Genomic DNA, 22,765 nt, shown 5'->3' with positions numbered 1-22,765 from the left:
ATAAAACCGGATCACAAATCCAGATTAAAGAGCCCTCTACATTTCTTTTTCGATAATAAAGAAAAGATAAAAAACAAAACTGCAATTCCAAAAAAACGAATAAAAAAGTTTTTAGGCGCAGCTCCTCCCACTAACTTTATTTTTTTTGATGACCACTCTGGTTGATGATACATATCATTCGAAGCGTAAACCAAGTCGATGTTTTCATAACTTCGACATAAAGATTTCAACTCTCTTTGAACACGGCGATCTGTATTAAGATTCTGGGTCTTAACAAAAAAAAATAAATTACTCAACCAAACACTCCTTCAAATTTAGAAATACTTTTTTCTTGAGAAAAAGTAAAAAAGGGCTAATACCGATAAAAAGTGAGAAAAAACAACTGCTCTTACATAAGTGACGATCTCTTTACTCTCAATATAAAATGCCATAGCTAACAACATAGTAAAGCTCACGACAAAGTTTATGAAAAAGTAAAACCTCCTATCACCGACAGCATTCCAAAGAATTCGAACTAAACCATCTAAATTAATAACGACTAAATAAAATGAAATATAACCAAGGATATCTTCCATTCCCTTATAGTCATCACTATAAAGGTAAAAAGTAATAAAATCTGAAAAATAATAAATAAAGCAGGCCCCAAAAGATATGGGAACAGTGCCAAAAGTAAAGTATTTGATTAGGGCCTCTTTAAACATTGCAAAGTCTTTATTTAATAAAGCCGTTGCTAAATCAAGCCGCCATACTCTATCTAATTGAGATTGGAACAATGTACCTACTTTTATTAATTGCCAAGAAGCAGAATAAATACCAAGTAAAAATAAACCAAGCTTATGTTCAACTATCATACGGCTAAACCCACCGTATGAAAGAGTTGAAAGAGCAACTAGAACAAGATATAAATTAGCTTTTAGTACACTTTTTAAACTAAAAACATTTGCAAAATTGAATTTCGTAACATTTAGCCTATAGTAATGAAACTGTAAATATAGGCTAAAAATAGAACTTAAAAAAAGAGTAATAAACACCAAGCTTAAGTTCAAATGTTCGAAAAAATACAAAAGTAGAATTAAAGCACAATATAATAGCCTCTCAAACATAAAAAAATAAGAATATCTAACATTTTCTTTATTAATTTCAAATAGAAAAGACAAATTTAACATCGGAAGGGACAAAAAAAACAAAGACAATGAAAGCTGTGAGTCATAAAAACTAACACTCAGAAGAAAAACCAAGTAAATAAAATATAAAAGTAATCTAAGGGAATATAATAAGCTAAAAACTTTTAATTTATCTTGATTATACTTAGAAAGAAATATTACAGCTGTTGAATCTGTTGAATAATTAACCACCACTGTTGCAATTGAAGAAATTACTAAAGCATAAGAGTAAAAACCAAAACCTTCAGGATCTAACTCCCTAGCAAGCAATATAGAAACGGCATAAGCTAACACTGAAGAAAGAGCATTATTTTTAAGTAAAAACAGCAATTGATATAAGAAATTATTAACTTTCACGCACTAATAACCTATAGCGAAGGTTTAAGAAAAAGAAAGATATCAATAGCAGCCCTGGCGTACTAAAGAAAGAGCAAAAGCTCAACACAATTAATATAGCTGAAACTAAACGGACATTAGGATCTTTAAGCTGTATCTTTTTAATTAAAAAGGAAAAATATATTATAAAAAAAAGTATACCAAACCTATAGCCATAATCTACCCACACATCATGGAAATTAAAAAAGTTTCTACTATACATTTCTTCGTCAGTAAAAGCTGCCATGCTGTTATTTACAAATGAAAAAATTGAATCTTTATCAAAAAAACCGAAACCGACTCCGGTACCAAACAATATATCAACTGGATTACGAGAAAAGAGCATTCTTTGTTCAGCAACCCGTATAGGATCCAGCTTTTCAAGTGCCACTATTAATGATTCAGAATCAAAAGCATTGATGAATGAACTAGTTGCTTTATAACCATAAAGTACATCGACACTCCCAATAAAAAGAGGAGAAAATAAGAGAGCTAGCATAAAAATTAAAGAATTTTTCAATGTTATATTTTTCAAAAACAGTAAGAAAATTACAATGAATGTTGAAAGCACAATCATTCTGGTTACATACATGACTATAACAAAAGATGTTATACAAAAGATAAAAATCTTAAGGATATTTGATGAGCTTTTACAGAGCATATAAAAGAGAGGAAATACAATTAAAGCCTTCGTTGTATCATAGCTCATGTAGCCATGTATAGACAACTCAAAAAAAGTACTATTCAGTAACTCTCCAAATAAAAAAAACAGAATCAAAAAGAATAATGTCCTATAACATACGTCATATTTAGCAAGCTTGGATTCTGCTGTGCAAAAAGAAATAAAAACCAATAATAAAAAAGTTATATCGCTGATCACATGATTAATACTTACTGGGTAACCTAAGGTTAGAGAAAATAATGACTTAAATATAACTAAACCAATGAAAACAAAATACCAACCCACCTTAGCTCTATTAAATTCAGTATTTACCAAAAATAAAAAAATAATTGTCACATAAATAACATAGCGTAAAAAAGAGGGGGTGGAGTTATAAACCAAGCCTATATCAACACTGACAAAAACAGAAAAAATAAGATATGCATTTGCCTCTTTTACTTTTTTTATAAAGTATAAATAAATAGAAGTAAAATAAAATAAAATACAAATATATATATTTATTGAATCCAGGACTAACCTTTGGGCTGCTAAGAATGAGAGTGGCAGTGCGATTAGAAACTGTAAACTAAGCCAAGAATAAGCTAAATTCATCTAGAAATAACTCTTAGTAACTTACTTCTTACAAATTGATTATATGCTTCATAGTCGATTCTATAAGAGTTAATGCTATCAACGTTAAAATTATTAACTATGCAATTTCTGAATTCAGAAAAAGCATACTGAGTAAATAAACCATCACCATCAATAAAAACAGGTTTACCAAAAGCAATAGATTCAAAAAAAGGTCCTGACACTCTAAAGTCAAAATCTATTGGTAAATAAACTAGGTCACATGACTTTAGTGTCTCATAATAATTATCCAAATAAGGGATTGCCTTTATATTATTTACATCGATCTTCTCTCTAGACTTAACTAAGAAAAAAACATCCGGATTTTCTTTTGCCCTATTTATTATTCGGTTAAGATCACTTTGCCCACTAGGACAAAACACTAAACGAGAGTACTTACCTTGTTCCCTTATATTACTAGCCCCCTTAATATTATTTAAGATTTCAACATTTAGAAAAGGGTGTGGAATATAAATACTTGTCAAATTTAATTTTTTATAGAAATTAACAGCGTCAGGCATAAAACACAACCTCACTAGCCTTTTTGTACATAGCTTTTGTAAAAAAGCTTTTATTTTTGAGCTGCTTGGGACGGTATTATGTTCAAAGCAATATACTTTCAGCTTTAAGATGCTTGCAATCCATACTAACAAAAACATAACATTTGCATTATATGAGAGGAACACCACCTTGTTTACTTTTTCTTTATGGCAATAACTATATAACTTTAATGTATTTAAAATGAAGAACAACCTTGAAAAATACTTACCTTTTAACAATAACCCATCATCAAAAAAATTAACATTTTGAGTGTTAGGAAAGTAGTCTTTCAAGCTTTTGCCAACATAAAGTTGAGAATCCAAGCTTTTTAAACTCTTATGATAAAATTTTGTTAGCTCTACATGACCTCTTGGACTCATGCCTTCATATAAAACTATTTTGTCCACTTTACTACTCACTCCAATTATCCACTTTTGATACAAGTAAAGCCATACAGCTATTTAATTTGTATTTCGCCTCAAACAACGAAAAGCTTTCACTATAAAACCGAAGCTCAGGTGCATTGCCTGATGGTCTTATATGGATAATATCACCTGAAGCAACTTCTATTCTTAACCCATCGACTTCATCAATTTTATATCTTTCATCGTAGCCTAATTGAGACAGAAAATAGCCTGGATTCTCTCTAATACTATCAATAAAAGTGAGGCTTTTCTCTCTTGCAAAGTTTTGCAGACGATCACTTGCCGTATACCTTGCAGGCAAACCATCAACCAACTGAGATAAAGACTTTTCTTGAGTTAGCACTACAAAGGCTGGCAGCAGCGCATCTCGCGTAGGTAACGCTTTTAATGTACCATTACCGACTTCCATATCTGACGCTAGTAAATACCCACCATTCGCCTCAAAACCTGCCACACTGGAGTTGCGCTCTGCCAATTTTTCAAATTCACTAATCACATAAGGTGAACCTATTTTTGTTCGCACAACTTCTTTAAAGCTTGATGACTTTTCTATTGCTGTGTTGCAACTTACGGGTACTGCTAAGGCTTCAACTTTTAATAATTGACTGCACAGCAACCCTAATACATCACCTCTTAGCCACTGCCCTTTTTCATCTGCAATCAATGGTCTATCACCATCACCATCTGTCGAAAAAATGGCATCAAACCCATACTCTACTGACCAATCTATTGCTTTTTTCTGATCTGCGACTGATACTGCCTCTGTATCTATCGGTACAAAAGTATTTGTTCGCTCTAAGCTGGTTACTTCAGCACCAAGTAACTCAAATAATTGCTTGTAAATATCGCGTCCCGCACTTGAGTGTTCATAAATACCTATCTTTTTTCCTTTTAAGGCATCAGCACTAAATAAGCTTGAATAACGCTTTACATACACTTCAGTTGCACTGTTATCAACATGTAAAGCTTTTAGCTTAGTTTCAACTGAGGTAAAGCTAGTAGACGAGCTAACAATTGCTAATTCATCATCTTTACTAATCTCACCATCTGGTCGGTAAAACTTCAAGCCATTACGGTCAAATGGAATATGACTACCCGTAACCATAATTGCTGGCATACCATCTTGCATTGCCTTGTAGGCTAGTGCTGGGGTTGGTACTACACCATAATACACAACATTCAACCCGCTCTGTTTTAGTGCCTCTGCACATGCCTGTGCAATTGCATAACTACTTGGGCGGTTATCTATAGCAATTGCTACTGTATCAAAAATAAATTTATTAACTGTTGATGATATAAAGGCCACAGCAAAAGCCGCATTTACATTGGGGGTGAAATCTTTAACGAGGTCCCGCGCACCACTGGTACCAAATGCAATACCGCTATTTGCAATGATTTCAGAGCAAACTAGTTTGCTATCCATAAAAACCTATTTCTTTAATTCGTTATAAAAGCATACTGCCATCACTAAATAAATTGCACTAGCAGCATTTTAATATTTGACGTCTTGTCTTCGCCTACTTCACTCGACCATAACGATCTTCAAAGCGCACGATATCATCTTCACCTAAGTACGAACCCGATTGTACTTCGATTAACTCTAAGTCAACTTTGCCTGGGTTTTCTAATGCATGAACTGCCGTAATAGGTATATAAACAGATTCATTTTCAGTTACAAATTGTTCTGTATCATCTATTTGGACTTTTGCTGTACCAGATACAACGATCCAGTGTTCTGCTCTATGATGATGCATTTGCACAGATAATTTGGCGCCAGGTTTTACAGTAATACGTTTAACTTGGAATCGCTCACCATTATCAACTGAGTCATACTTACCCCAAGGGCGATAAACCTCACGGTGAAATGTGACTTCTGAGCGCTGCTCTGCTTTCAACTGATTCACAATTGCTTTTACTTCTTGTGATTTATCTTTATGGGCAACTAAAACAGCGTCTTTTGTGTTTACAATTACTAGGTCTTCAACACCTACTGTTGCAACTAGTTTGTCTTCACTAAATACAAGCGTATTCTTTGTATCTACCGCTTTTACATCGCCTTTAAAGGCATTGCCATTTTCATCTTGTGAAGACACTTCCCAAAGGGCTGCAAAACCACCTACGTCGCTCCAGCCTGCATCCATAGGCACAACAACAGCATCTTTAGTGCGCTCCATTACTGCATAATCGATTGACTCATCAGGGCAGGCCTCAAAAGCAGCTTTATCAACGCGAATAAAGTCCATATCACTGTTTTGTACTGCAATGGCTTTTTCGCAAGCTGCATAGATATCTGGGCGAAATGCTTTTAACTCGTCTAAGTAGCGACTCGCTTTAAATAAAAACATACCGCTATTCCAATAGTATTCACCACTTTCTATATATTGTTTGGCTGTAGCTGAGTCTGGCTTTTCTACAAAAGCATCTACAACAAAACCGTGCTGTAGAGCTGCGCCACGTTTAATATAGCCATACCCTGTTTCTGGCTTATCTCCAACAATACCAAAGGTCACCAATTTACCATGCTCAGCAAGTTCAGTTGCTTCTATTACCACTCGGTGAAAGGCCTGTCGATCTTCAATTACATGATCAGCAGCTAAAACAAGTAACAGTGGATCTTGGTTATTTTCTAAGGCTTTAAATGCGGCTAAAGCAACTGCAGGGGCTGTGTTACGTCCAACTGGCTCTAAAAATATTCCTGTGTGCTCAATATCTAATTGGCGTAATTGTTCGGCTGCAATAAAGCGGTGCTCTTCATTACAAATCAGCATAACCGGGTTGTGCTCAATACCGTGTAGTCTGCCGATTGTCTGCTGTAGCATTGTTTGGTTACCAATAAGTTTTAAAAACTGTTTTGGGTAGTTTCCTCTAGAAAGAGGCCATAAACGAGTACCGGAACCACCGGCCATAATTACTGGTGAAATCACTACCATATACCCTTTGTATCGATTAGGTAATTACTTTTAACGGAAATCCCTTTAAACTCTTTATGATCAACAAGCAACAGGTGAATATCTGCAGTGTTTTTTGCCGTTTCAAATTTTGATAACTGAAGTGTATTTACCTTGCTTGGCAGCTCATCTATATTAGGTTCAACAGCGATAACAGAGCCAGAATGTAATTCAGCTATTTGTTTAGTAATATTTAAAGCTGGGCTTTCACGTAAATCATCAATATCAGGTTTAAATGCCAAGCCATAACAGGCAATAGTGACATCTTTTGCCGTTTTAGTTGGGTTAGCTTGTAAAAAGTCAGCTACAGCTAATTTAACTTTATTAATTACCCATTGTGGTTTTGCGTCATTCACCTTACGTGCTGTGTGGATAATTTGCGCTTCTTCAGGTGTTTTACTCACGATAAACCATGGGTCTACTGCAATACAGTGGCCGCCAACCCCAGGTCCAGGCTGTAGAATATTAATTCGAGGATGGCGGTTAGCTAATGATATTAGCTCCCAAACATCGATATTTAATTTATCGCAAATAATCGATAGCTCATTGGCAAAAGCTATTTGTACATCACGGCATGAGTTTTCTGTTAGTTTTGCCATTTCGGCTGTACGCGCATTGGTGATTACACACTCACCTTGCACAAACGTTTTGTATAGTTCTACTGCACGCGCAGAGCATTTAGCCGTCATACCGCCAATAACGCGGTCATTCTCAACAAGTTCACGCACTACATGACCAGGTAATACACGTTCAGGGCAATGTGCTACATTTACATCAATATTATCACCTGCATGCTCTTGATTAGGTGAAGGGAATGTTAAATCAGGGCGAGCCTGTGCTAACCACTCCGCCATTTGCTCGGTCGCACCTACTGGTGATGTAGACTCTAAAATAACTAAATCACCTTTTTTAAGTACTGGAGCAATTGCCTCGCTTGCTTTTTGTATATAACTTAAATCTGGTTCAGGGATTGAAGAATCGCCTTGGTTTTCATTCGAGTTTTTAAACGGTGTAGGTACCGCAATTAAAAATGCATCTGCTGGCTCTGGCGTTAGTGTTGCTTTTAAAAAGCCCTCAGTTACAGCTGCATGTACTATCATGTCAAGATCAGGCTCTACAATATGGATTTCGCCACGATTAATTGTATCTACCGCATGTTGATTAACATCAACACCAATAACTTTCTTTTTGCGTGATGCAAACATTGCTGCGGTCGGAAGGCCAATATAACCAAGGCCAATTACAGAGATAGTATTAAAAGACATGGTATTCCTTTTACTTAATTCAGTCTACGAGCATAAAGCTCTGTTATTCTTAATTTATAGAAGGGAGAAAGTACTTTACTTTCCCTTATATACTGTATTACTTCTTCCCGAGATATAAACTTACTGCTAATTAGTTGCCAACTAAAATATCACAAATACGTTGACATGCTTCTCCATCACCATAAGGGTTATGAGCACGGCTCATTGTTTTGTATGCTTTATCATCAATTAGTAATTCATTTAGCGCTGAGGTAATTTTTGTTACATCTGTACCCACTAGTTTAACAGTGCCAGCTTCAACAGCCTCTGGCCGCTCAGTGGTATCACGCATAACAAGTACTGGTTTACCTAAACTTGGTGCTTCTTCTTGTATACCACCAGAATCTGTTAAAATAATGTGCGCTTGGTTCATCAAATATACAAACGGTAAATACTGCTGTGGCTCAATGAGATGAACATTATCAACACCACTTAATATGCGGTTAACCGGCTCTTGTACATTTGGGTTTAAATGTACCGGGTACAATATTTGGCAATCAGGGTGCGCACTTGCTGTTTTTGCTAACGCCTCACAAATACGCTCAAACCCACCACCAAAACTTTCGCGGCGGTGTCCTGTTACTAAAATAAGTTTTTTATTTGCATCAAGCATCGGGAATTGAGCAGCTAGAGTGTTATTAAGATCGCTATCACTCTCAATTTGTTCTTTAACCATCAGTAATGCATCAATCACTGTGTTGCCAGTAATGCTTATATTTTCAGCTGCATAATTTTCATTTAATAGGTTTTGTTTAGATGTTTCTGTAGGTGCAAAGTGATACTTGGTTAATGCTCCCGTAAGTTTACGGTTAGCTTCTTCTGGCCAAGGTGAGTAAATATTACCTGTACGTAAGCCCGCTTCTACATGGCTTTACAGCAATTTGTTCGTAATAGGCTGCTAAACTTGCTGCAAATGTTGTTGCTGTATCGCCATGAACTAGCACTACATCAGGTTTAAACTCTTTTAGAACTGGCGTTAACTCAAGTAAAATACGGCTTGTTACCTCAGGTAGAGTTTGCCCTGCTTTCATTAAGTTTAAATCGTACTCAGGGGTTATTTTAAATAGCTCGAGCACTTGGTCTAGCATTTCACGATGCTGTGCGGTCACACATACTTTTGCCTCAAAACGTGTATCGTTAGCAAGTGCATGCACTAATGGAGCCATTTTTATTGCTTCAGGGCGAGTACCGAATACTGTTAATACTTTCACAAAAAATCCTTGGTGAATAAATTAATTTTGGTTTGCAGCGTAAGGGACTAATATTACGCCGCAATGAAATAGTTATAATAAATACTTGCAGGCTTAGTTACCCGACTTATATTCATAATTGTAATACCCATAATAACCATACGCATTACTCGCTTTTTTGACTACACCATTAAACACCACGCCTTTCACATCAATGCCATTTTGCTCAAAACGATTGCGTGTCAGTTCTATTTCGCGGGCATGGTTTTGACCAAAGCGTGTTACTAGCAAGGTAGTGCCTGTATGCGCGCTTACTATTGCAGGGTCTGTTACGGCCAAAATTGGCGGTGTATCTATAATAATAATGTCGTATTTGTCTTTTACCTGCTCTACCAACTTAGTAAAATTGCTATGCATTAATAACTCAGATGGGTTTGGCGGTATTTGCCCACGGGTGATAACATCTAAGCCTTGAACTTGCGATGTTTTTGTTACTTGCTCAAGCGTAAGTCGGCCCGATAATAAATCGCTTAAGCCATCGTCCCACTTCATACCAAACTGGGTTTGTAAGTAGCCTTTGCGCATATCAGCATCGATGATCAGTACTTTTTTACCACTTTGTGCCAGCACTGTTGCCAAGTTAACCGATATAAACGACTTACCTACACCAGGACTTGGGCCAGATATAGCAATAATATTATTTTTTGCCTCCATCATCGCAAAGTGCAAACTTGTGCGTAAGCTACGTAGCGCCTCTATCGATAAATCTGCAGGGTTATCAACCGCGAGTATTGATTTTGGTTTATCTTTACTTTTACGGGCACGGCTAAAACCTGTAAGTTTATCTTGGTAATCTGAGTAAGGTACGCTAGCGTAAACTGGCAAGCCTAGTGCCTCAATCTCGTTAGGGTCTTCTACGCCCTTATGGATTGCTTTTTGAATAAGTACAATTGCTACCGCTAACATGCCGCCCAGCATGGTTACCATTACTACTATTAATGCTTTTTTGGGTTTAACTGGCTTAGAGGTGTTAACCTCAGCGTGGTCAATTATACGTACATTACCTACTGTGCCTGCGCGTACGATGTCTAGCTCTTGTGTTTTACTTAATAGTAGTGTGTAAATTTGGTTGCTTACTTCCACATCACGTTTTAAACGTAGTAGCTCTTGTTGTGTTTCTGGCAGGTTGCCCACTTCACCCACTAAGTTTTGCTTTTGTTTTTGTACTGCTTCGATTTGCTCAAGTACACCTTGGTAGGTTGGGTGGCTTTCTTTAAATTTGCGGCTTAGCTCTAAGCGCTTTAGTTCAAGCTCTTGTAGTTTAGTTTCAAGCTCTACTACCTGCTCAAGCACACCTTGAGTTTCAAGAGTTATGTTGATTGATTGGCGTTTAATTTGATAATCGTTAAAACGCTGCTCAGCATACTCTAGCTGCTTTTTAACTTCAGGTAGTTGTACTTCTAAAAATTCGAGTGATTTTTGTGCCTCTGCGCTATTACGCTCTACATTTCGGCGCACATAAATTGCCGCTACTTTATCAAGTACTTTTTCGGCAAACTGTGTGCTTTCACTTTGTAAGCTTAAATTAATAATACCTGAGTCTTTACCTTTTTCGCTTGCACCTATAGCAGCTTGTAAGTCTAAAATCGTATTTAAGCGATTCTTTACGTACTAATGTAAACTCAGTTCCAGATCGAGCAACTAAACTGCGAATAGTTAAGTTAAATTTGCCATTACTTAGCTCTTCGCCCACTTTACCTTGTAAGATAACTTCGTCTTCACCATTTAACAAAGTAAAGCTTTTATTTTTATCAGTGCCCTCACCTGCAACGAGTGTAAAACCAGCACCAATCGCTGAGCGAGGTACATCAAACCTAAATACGTCAATGCTCTCGCCACCCCAAGCGTAACTTGATGCGCCTACACTAGGCTCTGCTAAATCGCCACTTTCCATTGGGGTAAATTTACGAAACGCTCTATTACCAATTACCGGGAATAGTTTAGGTTCAGCTACTATATCAAGCTTTAAGGTATCAACGGCCTCGCCTATCACTGAGCGTGACTTAAGTAGCTCTATTTCGGTTACAGCGGCTGAGGTACTTTCGAACATACCGGTCATATCATCAAAGCCTGGTACTGATGCACCGCCGTCTTCAACTTGGATCATGGCTGTTGCTTGGTAAACAGGTGTTGCAAACACCGCATAAAACACACCCACAGTCATAAATACTGCGGTGACGGCTGCAATAAAATACTTACGGTCGATTAATGCGCCTAATAACGCCATTAAATCGATTTCTTGACTGGTTTGGTCTTGCGTTGTTCTATTTTGTTTATTGTTTGCTGCTAATGCAGTGGGCTGAGCATTCATGTACTAGCCTTTCCTTATAAATACTTTTGCCAAGCGCTACATGCGCTATCGATTAATGCGTAAACATGCTCAAAGGCTTCTTGACTTTGGCGGTAAGGATCGGGGATTTCTTTATCGCCAATCCATTTACCTAGTAAAAATGTTTTGCCGCGTGCTTGAGGGTAACGTGCGCACAAATCGTTAACGTGGCGCTGCTCCATCACTAAAATAACGCTATTATTTGCCACCAAGTTTGAGGTTATTTGTCTGCCTTGATGCTCGCTCATATCAATATTATGCGCGTTGGCAATTTGCTTTGCTTGTGCATCGGCAGGTTTACCCTCAAGGGCAGTCAACCCTGCTGATGAAACAGCTACATTTTTACCTTCTAGCTTACTTTTTAATACATATTCGGCAGTAGGGCTTCGGCATATATTACCTGCACAAACTACTAATACAGAATCAAACATACAGCCTACCTTTAGTTTGTGTTTGCAACGTCGTTGATTGAATCAACCGTACTTACTGATGGTAATAATAAGCTAATTACACGATTCCAACGTGCAAGCGGCGCTGACGTTACATATACAATGTCGTGCGGTTCAAGTTCAAATTGTTCAGCTAGCACTAATGCAGCAACATTCTTCGCATGAAGCTGGTATACATCAGCAATTACACCATCAGTGTTTAAGTTGCGTTTGCGAAGAACAAATACACCATTAGCGTCGGCTGTATTTTCGTTTAAGCCACCAGCATCGCTTAATGCTTCTGCTAAATTTAAACCATAGCGATTAACACCCACTGTACCAGCGCGTTTTACATCACCAAGTACAAACACTTTTTGCATATCATTACGACTTACGTGCACAATATCGCCATGCTGCAATAAGCGGTTTTGCGAAATATCGCCATAGGCATAAAAATCATCTAACTTAATAATTTCCGTTTTATCACCGCGAGTAAATGTCACGGTGCGCCAGTCAGCACTTTCTGTTAGGTCGCCGGCTTGGTTTAGAGCATCAATTAAAGTTAATGGGATCTCTGTAACTGGTAATACACCTGGTTTGTTTACTTCGCCTGTTACATAAGCTTTTTGACTTCTAAAGCCAACAACTTTTACATCAACCTGTGGCTCTTCAATTACTCGGCTTAGGCGCTTTACAAGCTCTTTATGAACTTGTTGTACTGTTTTACCAGCGGCTTGAATATTAGGCGCGTATGCATAGGTAATTGTGCCATCGGCTTGTACACGAAAGCCATCAAACTCAGCTGTACGTTGCACTGCTGCTGGAATGGTTAACTCTGGGTGATCCCAAACACCGATTGTAAGTACATCACCTACACCTAATTTGTACTGATAATTAGATGTATCTATGCCATCTAAACTGGAAGGCGTGAAGTTTTTAACTTGAGATTGCTTTTGTTGATTTATTAAAGAAGAGTCAATGATTTGAATATTAACCTTTTCGAGTTCCTTCTCTACATTATCTACTTGTTCGCCCGACTCGATTCCTTCGAAATGGCTGCCGGGGATGATTGTACAGCCTGTCATTGCTAGTAACGCAAATGACGTCACAATTGTTTTACAGCTAAGCGCCATTGTTATTTCCCAAATAATTTTTCTTAAAACGTCCAGTTTAAATAAAACCATATCTGTTTATTTTTTTGCTGCCTAATTAAAGCATGGCAACCAGATGTTCGCAAGACTGAGTGTTTAGTAAACGCTCACTTGTGACAGTTTTTTGCAAAATAGTTAATAAGTACTTCTTGGCTCATTCACTTAGTACTAGTCTAGAAGTCCTATTTGGATAAACGAGAAACTAAGAAGCTTTAACTGAACAATTTGTATGTTGACTTCTAAGCTGCCTACTAATTAAGGCTTTATCACTAGTTTTCATTAGTACAAAGAGAAGTAAACGAGAGTAAATGAGTAAGACAAAACTTCTTTGTTTACTCTTCAGCGCAGCAGCTCATAGTCTCTTTATGAATATCCTTTACTAGTTCTTTTTAGCACAAAGAGAAGGAAACGAGAGTAAATGAGTAAGACAAATATTTCTTTGTTTACTCTTCAGCGCAGCGCCTCTTAACCTCTTTGTGAATATTCATCACTAGTTTCTAGTTGCACTAAGAGAAATGAATGAGGGTAAATGAGAAAACCTAAATACTTGGTTTACCTCTTTAGCGCAGCGTCTCATAGTCTCTCTGTGAATATCTATTACTAGCTCTTATTTGAACAAAGAGAAGTAAATTGCACTAAGAGAAGAAAACGAGAGTAAATGAGAAAAACTAAATACTTGGTTTACCTCTTTAGCGCAGCGTCTCATAGTCTCTTTGTGCGATTAAATTCTTTGATGTAGGCGTGAAATTTATTTCGTGCAAAAACATATTCACAAAGAGAGCAAATGAGAAGAAAATGAGGAAAACAAAAGTTTCTTCCTCTTTAGTGCCGTGTTTGAGATGCGCCAAGCAAGCGTGACGCCTACGCCTTGTTTAGCCATTCGGCATTCACTATTTTGTAGGCGTGAAATTTATTTCGCGCGAAATATTAGCAGCAGTGCCGTGTTTAAGACGCGCCAAGCAAGCGTGACGCCTACGCCTTGTCTAGCCCTTCGGCATTCACCATTTTGTAGGCGTGAAATTTATATCGCGCGACATGTTCGCAGCAGTGCCGTGTTTGAGACGCGCCAAGCAAGCGCGACGCCTATGCCTTGTCTAGCCCTTCGGGCACGCTTCCGTTCCAGTTCGTCGCAGAGCTACTCTCGCTCCAGCTTGAAAGCAAAACTATTTGCTTGTCTAGCCCTTCGGGCACGCTTCCGTTCCAGTTCGTCGCAGAGCTCCTCTCGCTCCAGCTTGAGAGCAAAACTATTTGCTTATCTAGCCCTTCGGGCACGCTTCCGTTCCAGTTCGTCGCAGAGCTCCTCTCGCTCCAGCTTGAAAGCAAAACTATTTGCTTGTCTAGCCCTTCGGGCACGCTTCCGCCCCTAGGTTGCAGTTCCTACGTACTGATTTTATTGTTATTTTTTTAATGTTAAAACATAAAGCCTACACTGTAGGAGGTGTTTTAACGCCGAACACTTTGAATATGTTCACGGCTAAAGCCGTTCCTACGTATTACCCGTTCTGTAAGAGGTGTTTTAACACCGAACATTTTGAGTATGTTCACGGCTAAAGCCGTTCCTACATAAGCGTCGCGCTGGAGCACGACTTATAAACTGATTTCTTTATTTTCTACACTTACGCTTATTTGTTTATTCAGCAAATTAATGAGAAGTATGCTGCGCATATCGCCATCTGGCTCTTGGTAAATAGCCTGTACGTTTTTAAATGACTCTGTATTCAAATAAACAACATCCCCCGCTTTTGGTAACGCAGAAGTTATCTCACACATATCATTCATAGATTTGAGTTGCGCAATCAACTGTTCTGAAACAAGCTGAAATTGCTGGTCGTATGTTACAAAGCCACTTACGCCTCGAGTATTTTTTACCGCAGAAAAGTTACAGTTTTTCGTACATAACTTTATGAATATATAATTAGGGAAGAGAGGTGATATTCGAATAGAACGGCGCCCTTTAGCAATGCGCTCTATTTGGTGTTCAGGAATGAAGACTTCAAAACCTTGGTTTTGAAGGTTAATTTTAGCTCTTTGTTCTTGTTTTGATTTACAAAAAAGTAAGTACCAACTTTCCATAGCCACACCTAAAATACTCATGTTCCTTAAAACCAATCCAAAAGGACTGGTTTTTATGAGCCAGCGATTATACGCAGAGAAGTTAGGTGTGTCTATTAGAAACGGATTAAATGTATGATTTATTAATTTGCTGTGCAATTCTGGTATTCTCATCACAGCTGAAGATAAACTTTCTTTTTGGAAGAAAACCCTTGATGCCTAGAAAGGAAATAGCTTTACAATTGTAAACTTCGACCCACTGGCTCACTTAGTGTGTTTTCTAAAGCCTTTCATCGCATATACGCCAAAAGTGTAAGTAGCTCTTAATAAGCCAAGCTTTTCTACATCTCTATAAAATCGCCATTGATATGATAAAATTTTAAGTTTATTAGCACTCATACCAACTCCAACACGGTAGCGAGCAAGAGGCTCTCTCAAACAATATGCTGCGGGAACTTCTTTTAAAATATCTAACCATAGCCCCATATCTTGTCGCTTACGAATTAATGGCATATATTTTTTTCCAAGTTGCTCGGCATCGTACATAGCGGTTAAACAACCTATAACATTGCTATACATTAATTTGCTATAAGTTGTACTCTTTGGAGGGGTTACGATCCCAGCTAGTTTATTACCTGAAAATTTTTGGTAACTTGTATAAGTCAAAGCATGATTATTTTTTTGAGCAAACAAAACCTGCTTTTCTAACTTTTTTGGTAGCCAAAGATCATCAGCATCCAGAAAAGCAATATACTTACCCTTTGCATTCTTTATAGAGTTGTTTCTAGCAGCTCCAGCTCCTTGGTTCTGTGGTTGAATAAATAATTTAACCCTAGAGTCAGAATCAGCATATTTTTTAGCAATAGCAACTGTATCATCTGTTGAGCAATCATCTGTTATTAACAGCTCCCAGTTATTATAAGTCTGGGCTAGAACCGAGTTTATGCTTTCAGCTAAATACTTCTCTGCATTGAAGGTCGGCATAACAACCGAAACTAAAGGCTTCATTTATTATCTACCCAAACCAAACAAGACCACTTTGATAGTTTTCAAAAAGATCTTCATATCTAAAAAAGTGCTATGATGTTTTATGTAGTGAATATCGTATTTATGCTTCCAGATAGCATCATTTAGCGAAGCGCCATAAGGGTAGCTAACTTGTGCAAGACCTGTTAAACCTGGTTTTACGGCATGGCGAAAACGGTAATATTGAATCTCTTGTTCAAGCTCTTTGATAAAAACTTCCCGCTCAAATTTAGGTCCTACCATCGACATATCCCCTCTTATAACATTAAATAGCTGTGGCAATTCATCGATTCTGGTTTTTCGTATAAATGCCCCAACCTTTGTTACTCGAGAGTCATTTTCGCTTGCCCATTGTGCTCCGTTTGCTTCAGCATCAACTCGCATAGAGCGAAATTTGACTACATTAAACTCAATATTGTATTGCCCAGTACGAGACTGTCTATATAAAACAGGTCCTTTGGACTCGAGCTTTATTAAAATAGCTGTAATTAAAATTATTGGAGACGTCAAAAAAAGCAGCAGTAAAGCCGACGATAAATCAATAAACCTTTTTGCTCTTTGAGTGCGTTTTGTTGATAAAATTGAAAAAGCTTTTTGGTGTAAAAAGTAACTACTTTTTAATAATGAAACCTCTGTATAGCCAAACCTTTCATCAAGATAACTTACCAATGGCTCAACCCACGCACCTAGCTCAGTTGCTGTTACCAAAAACTCTCTTTGATGGTCAGAAAGGTGAATATTTTCATAATGAGTTATGATTTTTTCATCAAGATTAACTAAAGAGTAATCATTGAAGTGCACTTTAATTTCATAATTTGATAAAACACTTCTAATCGCTTCGACTTGCGCTTCTGGGCAATAAACGTATATTTCACTTGTATTATAAGCATACTTAGGCGCCTTAAAGGGCTTTCCATTTTTTAAATTTTTAATCATTAATAATATTCTATAGAACAAGCTAGAAGAGAAAAGTGTCAAAGTCATTAAGTAAGTAACTCCATGTGCTATATCTATGCTTAGTAGCCTCATTGGCAGTTATGGTTTATACAACACTAGATGACTACATCAGCATAGCCACAGCAGTTGTGACACGAGATTACCTATTTAATAAAATTGAAACAAAATACATTTAGTATTCAGTTTAACTATTTATTACGCATAAAAGAAAACCACCCCAAAGCATAAAAACATATCCTTGTAAAAAAACTGTTACCTAATGTAAAAACTTTTTAAAAAGTGCGACTGCATTCAGCAAAAATTTAAAGAGCGGTATTATACACTAAATTAATATGTTTTAAAGAAAGGGAAAGCTCTACATTTTTTATTTTCTGATGTAAATTCAGGTGAATTGATTAATTAACAACCCAAACATGAAATGAATGGATTAGGCCTATTTCTATAACCGAAAAAAGCCTTTGAGAGATGTAAAAAAACAGGTAAATGACTGATAAGCTTTGATTTCTTTATTAATAAGTTTTCGGCCATAAAAAGCAAATAAAATAGGTAAATTCCACCAGCCAAAGACTCTTTTGAAAATTGCTCCTTTTGAGATATTTGTTAGTGGGTTACTAAAGTCACCTCCAGATGTCACTTCTCTATGAATAGAAGTTACAATAGGTAGATACTGTCCTTTCCCCCCTCTTGATAAAATATCAGCTAAAAAAACATTCTCCTCTCCAGACTTGTATTTTGCCCCAAGCCCAAATCGAGAATCAAAACCGACTCCTAAGTTTAAAACATTTTGCTTATTGATGATTATTTCTATCGAGCTTACTTTCATAATGCTCAGATTAGAGTGATTAAAAACTTGACCCGAATAGCTCTTTCGCTCCTGAGTTTCATTTATTGCATATTTCGTAGTTATAAAGTCATTACCTGCACTTTCTAGTGCAGAGAAAGCTTCAATTGCACCTTCAGGCACGACTTCAATATCGTCATCAGCAATCCAAATTAGGTCAGCATTTGAAGATAAAATTCCTAGCATCCTACTTTTAGCCAACCCCCTGTCATTTGAATAAACAATATCGTACGCCTCTGTGTACTCATTCTGTTTTGAGCATTCAGCTATTTCAAATAACTGGCAAACTATAGTTGACCTGATACTTGTAGACTCAAAACATTGCTCGGCAAGCATTTTTGTTTTTTCTAAATTACTAAAAACAGTAGAAATAACTAATTCTCTTTTCATAATACTCTTCATGACTAATTGTTCTATATTAAGTGATTTAGGAGTTAATTAGGTTGAGGGTTGTGGGTTAATTTTCAAGTCTTTAAAAAGTAAATACGCAAGAGCCATAAAGAACCACATTACAACGATAAATAATGCACTGGTAGTGAAAAAGACCAAGGTCATAGTTATAAGTGATAGCCAATATTTCTTCACACATAAAAAATAGACAAAAGGGACCATAAAGATTGCCCCACCTATCAACCCTGTTGATACAAATGCTTCAATAAAGCCGTTTTGAGTAGAGATAACTGTAAAGCTGTTTGTAACATCATAATGGTAAATACCCTCTATGCTGTTACCTATTCCCGTGCCAGTCATATTGTTTTCGAGTACTAATTTTAGCTTTGTGAAGGAATCAAAAATCCGCGTATTTGATGAGCCATCTGTGCCACTAAACACCCCCATTAATCGCTTCAATAAAGCAGAATCCGGATTCAGCAGTATAAGAGCAGGAAGAGCAATAGAAATAAATACTACACTTCTAATTTTAGCCCGAATACTCCCACTCAATATCTTATAAGCTATTAGAATAACGATTGAAGCTATTCCTGCAATAGAATACGTAAAAAACAAAGCGGATAATATTAATAACCACTTCCTCTTAGTAATTATCGAAACTCTATTCACTATTTCAAAAGAAATAATTAAACCTATACATGCCACCATAAACCAGGAGTACCATGAAGGCTCTTCAAACACTCCACCAAACCTAGTGTAAAACGTATAGTCATAAACATTGAGCCATTCTTGTCTAGATGATTGATTGCCATGTGGTACCAAATTCAAAAATGGAGCTTTATTGAGATAAAATAGAGCAACAAATACAAGCTGGACAATGCTGTGAAAAATAACGATAGATAGCAAAGCGCCAATGGCTTGGAACTGCTCCTCCTTACTTTTCAGCCATAGTGGCAGGCATAATAGTAAAGCCATTGACACCAATATCCGCAAACCAGTCCCTAGAAAACCTGTTACTGTAAAGTAGTCTTCATAAATTAGACCTAAAGAAGAAATTAGCGATACCAGTACCCAAACTAAAAAAACTACATTAAAGTCATTAATGACCACACTTCTGAACTTTAATAGCGATATAAATATAAATAGCATAGCCCCAAAGTCAGCAACTGATAAGGTCCCTACAAGTCTTAGTGTATACAGTGACAAAAGTAGCGTTAGGATGAAAAATATTGGTTTAGTATTAATGGGCATATCTAGCCTTCACAGAGCTTCATCTAAAACTTTTAACTGTATTATGTAGTAATCTAAAAAATGGCAAACAATGTTGAAAAGCAATTAATACCTGTTTTCTTTTAGAGCTATGAGGGAGCTCTTTTGATTTATTAATAAAGTACTTAGCAAGCCCATATCTTTGTTGTGAAATAGCTTTTAATGCGTTCGCAATATATAGATTTAATTTAGCAATTTGATAATCATCATAATTATCGTTATCTTCAGCTAGCAAATTATAGCAAGAAGCTAACTTTGCAACCTGCGACTTAACTTTTTCCTCAGGTACATGCTTTTGCGATACACTCCATGAACCAACAGCATCTACTCGATAAACAACTGTTACATCAGGAAGATATAAAGCTCCTTGGGGCTTAGAACCATTTATTTGGATAAAAATATCACCAACAGGAGCGCCTTCAAACCAACTTGGTAAGCTCTCCATCACGCTTCTTCGCATAAAAATACTGGCAGTAGGAATCAAAGCTCCACCACCTATAATAATGTCACTAAACGAAAAAACTTTTACTTTTTCGTTATAATTAGCGGTTTTATTTACTTGTCCATTAGGAGCTAATGTATAAGCTGATGTAAAACACAGTTTTAAGTCTGGGCATGCAAGTAAACCCTCTAATTGCTTTTGTAACTTTAGTTCATCAACCCAAAAATCATCTCCTTCACATAAAGCAATGTATTCACCACGACTTTTTCTCAATGCAATATTTTCTACTTTAACATTACCCTTAGAGTATTGGTTTTCTGTTTGGTAGATAACTTTGACGATACTTGGATAGCTCTGCTCATACGCTTTTAATATATCGCTTGTTTTATCAGTAGATGCATCATCATGAATTATTATTTCAAAAGCGTATTCTGTCTTTTGAGCAAGAAATGAGTTTATAGCGTCGGCGATGTAATCTTGTTGATTAAAACAAGTACAAATTATACTGATATATGTTTTATCAACATGCTTCCAAAATGATTTTATCTCTTGCTCTGTTGGCAGGGGGGTTAGTTCTTTAAACATGTCAGACCTTGAACCATATCCACTGAAAAGCAAGGAATGTTACATACACCCATTACATCTAACCTTTCTGCAAATGAATCATCAATAAAGATTGCGTTTTTTTCTGTTATAAATTGAGACTTAGGTGCACCATCTGTTATATGAATAACTTGATCAAAAAGCTGGGAAAGCCTCATATTTTTTAAGGTTTGATGGATATCGTCCGCATGACGTGTGATTAAAACCACTTTAATATTTTTATTTATACACTGAAAAATGAATTGCACTAATTTGTCATTGACTTTATCACCGAAAATTAAACAATCATCAAAGTCAGTATAAAGGACATTAAAATTTAAGTTTATATCAAACTGATATGCTAAATTTCTAAAAAGCTTAATTTCCAAATTATTTTTTAAAGCTTTTACTGGAATACCATTTGAGATAAAAAGCGACATTTCGGCAAAATTAATACCGTTCATTCTGCTCGTGATCATTGATCCAGCGATTCGAGTTGCAACTTCTAGTAAACAAAGTTCACCTAGCGAATCTTTTTTCACTTGAAAAAACCAAGCTCCTTGGAGTTTTAAAGATTTGTTTATTTTCTCAGCGAATGAATAAAATAAACTATTGTCATTTACTAATTCTGTCTCCGTTGCAATACCGTTTCTCATAGCATTGCGCTTTCTGGCTTGAGCATATTGAAGCTGGTTATCTGCATCACTGATACAGTCAACAGTGAACTCTTCTCCTGGTAAATATTCACAAAGAATATCATCCTCGGTAACATCTAGAAGTTCACTCGCTTTCGTTATAAGTTTTGTTCCAACACTTCCTTGCCCAATGTTAGGTTTTACGAAAACAGGAAATGACTCTACTTCATTCTTTGAAAGATATGTTTTTGGGACTTTGACGACCTTTTCTAGCGCTTTGTAAGTTAGAGACTTTGATCTGCATACTTTATTTGTTTCGTAGCTTGAACTGATCACTTGTGCACCTAATGAGTCAGCAAACTCACTTAATTTTAAAGATGCTGAATCATGCGCTGGAAAAATATGAGTAATCCCATTTTCTTTAATTAAGCTAATAATTACATCTATAAAATCAGGCTCATCAATAAATGGAATACCTACAATGTGACGAGCACGAGGGATTCTCAGTAAAGCAATCAATACCATTAGCACCATAAAGCTCTACACCTTTTACAACAGATAATGATCTGACAATTTCTTGCGCAACTTCAGTACCACTAGGTACAACTAACACCCTATTCATCGCCAAAAAGTTTCCTCATAATGTATTGCTTTATCTATTTCTTCTTGAGTAGGTAATTTCTGCCAGTCACCGTAGCGGCTTTCTAAAAACTTTTCAGGCTCTGTAGGGGCGCGAAATTTAAATTCTTCAAAATCGATATATTCTGTTTGTGTGAACAAAGTTGGTTGATAATAAATTCGACCAGCATCGGTGTAATACTTACCTTCACTAGCATTCGCACGTAAACTTAGCATTGCGAAGCCAAGCTTCTTGATAAAATTAGATTTTTTTGCAAAAGATTTACGAATTATCCAGCTTGATACTTTAGTGAAAAGCTTATGGGTTTTAAACTTAAAAGCATTATCAGGCAAACAGTAAAATGGATAAATATCCACACATAGGCCAATATCTTCTCTACTCATGGTGTGGTTATAAACATCCCATTCAGTCTCTTTTGAAGTCGTTTTTGTTGATTTGTCAGTTACCCTTAAAACCCAGTCAAAGTAATCATCTGATGCAAGTGAAAGAAAATGGTATTTAGATATTTTGCTTAAAACCTGAATTGCCTTTTTCTGGTAAGTTGCGGGAATAGCTATATCGAAATCATCATCCCAAGGGATAAAACCTGAATGACGAACAGCACCAAGCAATGTTCCATATGTAAGGATGTAAGGTATCTTGTGCTCATCTAGAGTTTTTGTAATATCAACAGCCATAGTAAGTAACTGCTTACGGATATCTTCACTGCTTAATTTAGAGTCCATAT

The 22,765-nt window shown here is 36.6% G+C and carries 17 protein-coding genes and 2 pseudogenes; all 19 read right to left on the bottom strand.

Annotated features, from left to right (window positions below; all coding sequences use genetic code 11):
- Positions 1-11: 11 nt before the first annotated feature.
- Entirely contained in the window at positions 12-296 is a 285-nt protein-coding gene (locus tag ACRWSG_RS10820) for a hypothetical protein (protein WP_462166259.1), read from the bottom strand.
- Positions 297-314: 18 nt separating this feature from the next.
- The gene (locus tag ACRWSG_RS10815) at positions 315-1,520 is read right to left on the bottom strand and encodes a lipopolysaccharide biosynthesis protein (protein WP_462166258.1); all 1,206 of its coding nucleotides are present in this window, start codon (positions 1,518-1,520) and stop codon (positions 315-317) included.
- Entirely contained in the window at positions 1,510-2,811 is a 1,302-nt protein-coding gene (locus ACRWSG_RS10810) for a hypothetical protein (RefSeq protein WP_462166257.1), read from the bottom strand. Before ACRWSG_RS10810 ends, ACRWSG_RS10815 begins: the two co-directional genes overlap by 11 nt.
- Positions 2,808-3,776: a hypothetical protein gene (locus ACRWSG_RS10805; protein ID WP_462166256.1), complete on the bottom strand. Its 969-nt coding sequence runs from the start codon at positions 3,774-3,776 to the stop codon at positions 2,808-2,810. Before ACRWSG_RS10805 ends, ACRWSG_RS10810 begins: the two co-directional genes overlap by 4 nt.
- A 4-nt stretch (positions 3,777-3,780) precedes the next feature.
- Positions 3,781-5,217: a phosphomannomutase gene (locus tag ACRWSG_RS10800; protein ID WP_462166255.1), complete on the bottom strand. Its 1,437-nt coding sequence runs from the start codon at positions 5,215-5,217 to the stop codon at positions 3,781-3,783.
- A gap of 94 nt (positions 5,218-5,311) precedes the next feature.
- A complete protein-coding gene (locus tag ACRWSG_RS10795; RefSeq protein ID WP_462166254.1) occupies positions 5,312-6,718 on the bottom strand; it encodes a mannose-1-phosphate guanylyltransferase/mannose-6-phosphate isomerase in 1,407 nt (468 codons plus the stop codon).
- Positions 6,718-8,007, bottom strand: a complete 1,290-nt coding sequence (gene wecC / locus ACRWSG_RS10790; protein WP_462166252.1) for a UDP-N-acetyl-D-mannosamine dehydrogenase — start codon at positions 8,005-8,007, stop codon at positions 6,718-6,720. The genes ACRWSG_RS10795 and wecC overlap by 1 nt, the downstream gene beginning before the upstream one ends.
- Positions 8,008-8,137: 130 nt before the next feature.
- Positions 8,138-9,257, bottom strand: a pseudogene (gene wecB, locus ACRWSG_RS10785) (non-hydrolyzing UDP-N-acetylglucosamine 2-epimerase).
- A gap of 93 nt (positions 9,258-9,350) precedes the next feature.
- Positions 9,351-11,607 (bottom strand): annotated as a pseudogene (locus ACRWSG_RS10780) (polysaccharide biosynthesis tyrosine autokinase).
- Between the two features lie 14 nt (positions 11,608-11,621).
- Entirely contained in the window at positions 11,622-12,056 is a 435-nt protein-coding gene (locus ACRWSG_RS10775; RefSeq protein ID WP_054552524.1) for a low molecular weight protein-tyrosine-phosphatase, read from the bottom strand.
- Positions 12,057-12,067: 11 nt separating this feature from the next.
- Positions 12,068-13,186 carry a polysaccharide export protein gene (locus ACRWSG_RS10770; RefSeq protein ID WP_462166250.1) on the bottom strand — a complete coding sequence of 373 codons (1,119 nt, stop codon included), beginning with the start codon at positions 13,184-13,186 and terminating at the stop codon, positions 12,068-12,070.
- A gap of 1,605 nt (positions 13,187-14,791) precedes the next feature.
- Positions 14,792-15,298, bottom strand: coding sequence for a transcription/translation regulatory transformer protein RfaH (gene rfaH, locus ACRWSG_RS10765; protein ID WP_462166248.1), 507 nt, complete (start codon positions 15,296-15,298; stop codon positions 14,792-14,794).
- A 222-nt stretch (positions 15,299-15,520) separates the two neighbouring features.
- Positions 15,521-16,264, bottom strand: a complete 744-nt coding sequence (locus ACRWSG_RS10760; protein ID WP_209327690.1) for a glycosyltransferase family 2 protein — start codon at positions 16,262-16,264, stop codon at positions 15,521-15,523.
- Positions 16,265-16,267: 3 nt separating this feature from the next.
- On the bottom strand, positions 16,268-17,218 hold the full coding sequence (locus ACRWSG_RS10755) for a sugar transferase (protein WP_462166931.1): 951 nt from the start codon (positions 17,216-17,218) through the stop codon (positions 16,268-16,270).
- 460 nt (positions 17,219-17,678) lie between these two features.
- Positions 17,679-18,470, bottom strand: coding sequence for a hypothetical protein (locus ACRWSG_RS10750; RefSeq protein ID WP_462166247.1), 792 nt, complete (start codon positions 18,468-18,470; stop codon positions 17,679-17,681).
- Positions 18,471-18,518: 48 nt separating this feature from the next.
- The gene (locus ACRWSG_RS10745) at positions 18,519-19,721 is read right to left on the bottom strand and encodes an O-antigen ligase family protein (RefSeq protein ID WP_462166246.1); all 1,203 of its coding nucleotides are present in this window, start codon (positions 19,719-19,721) and stop codon (positions 18,519-18,521) included.
- Between the two features lie 19 nt (positions 19,722-19,740).
- Complete coding sequence (locus ACRWSG_RS10740) at positions 19,741-20,766, bottom strand: glycosyltransferase family 2 protein (RefSeq protein WP_462166245.1); 1,026 nt, start codon at positions 20,764-20,766, stop codon at positions 19,741-19,743.
- Positions 20,751-21,932, bottom strand: coding sequence for an ATP-grasp domain-containing protein (locus ACRWSG_RS10735; protein WP_462166243.1), 1,182 nt, complete (start codon positions 21,930-21,932; stop codon positions 20,751-20,753). The genes ACRWSG_RS10740 and ACRWSG_RS10735 overlap by 16 nt, the downstream gene beginning before the upstream one ends.
- Before the next feature lie 84 nt (positions 21,933-22,016).
- Positions 22,017-22,763: a LicD family protein gene (locus ACRWSG_RS10730; protein ID WP_462166242.1), complete on the bottom strand. Its 747-nt coding sequence runs from the start codon at positions 22,761-22,763 to the stop codon at positions 22,017-22,019.
- Between the last annotated feature and the right edge of the window lie 2 nt (positions 22,764-22,765).

This window comes from Pseudoalteromonas sp. GB43 (assembly GCF_054923805.1).
Note: the sequence above shows the minus strand (reverse complement) of the source record. Positions and strands in the feature narration are given on the sequence as shown.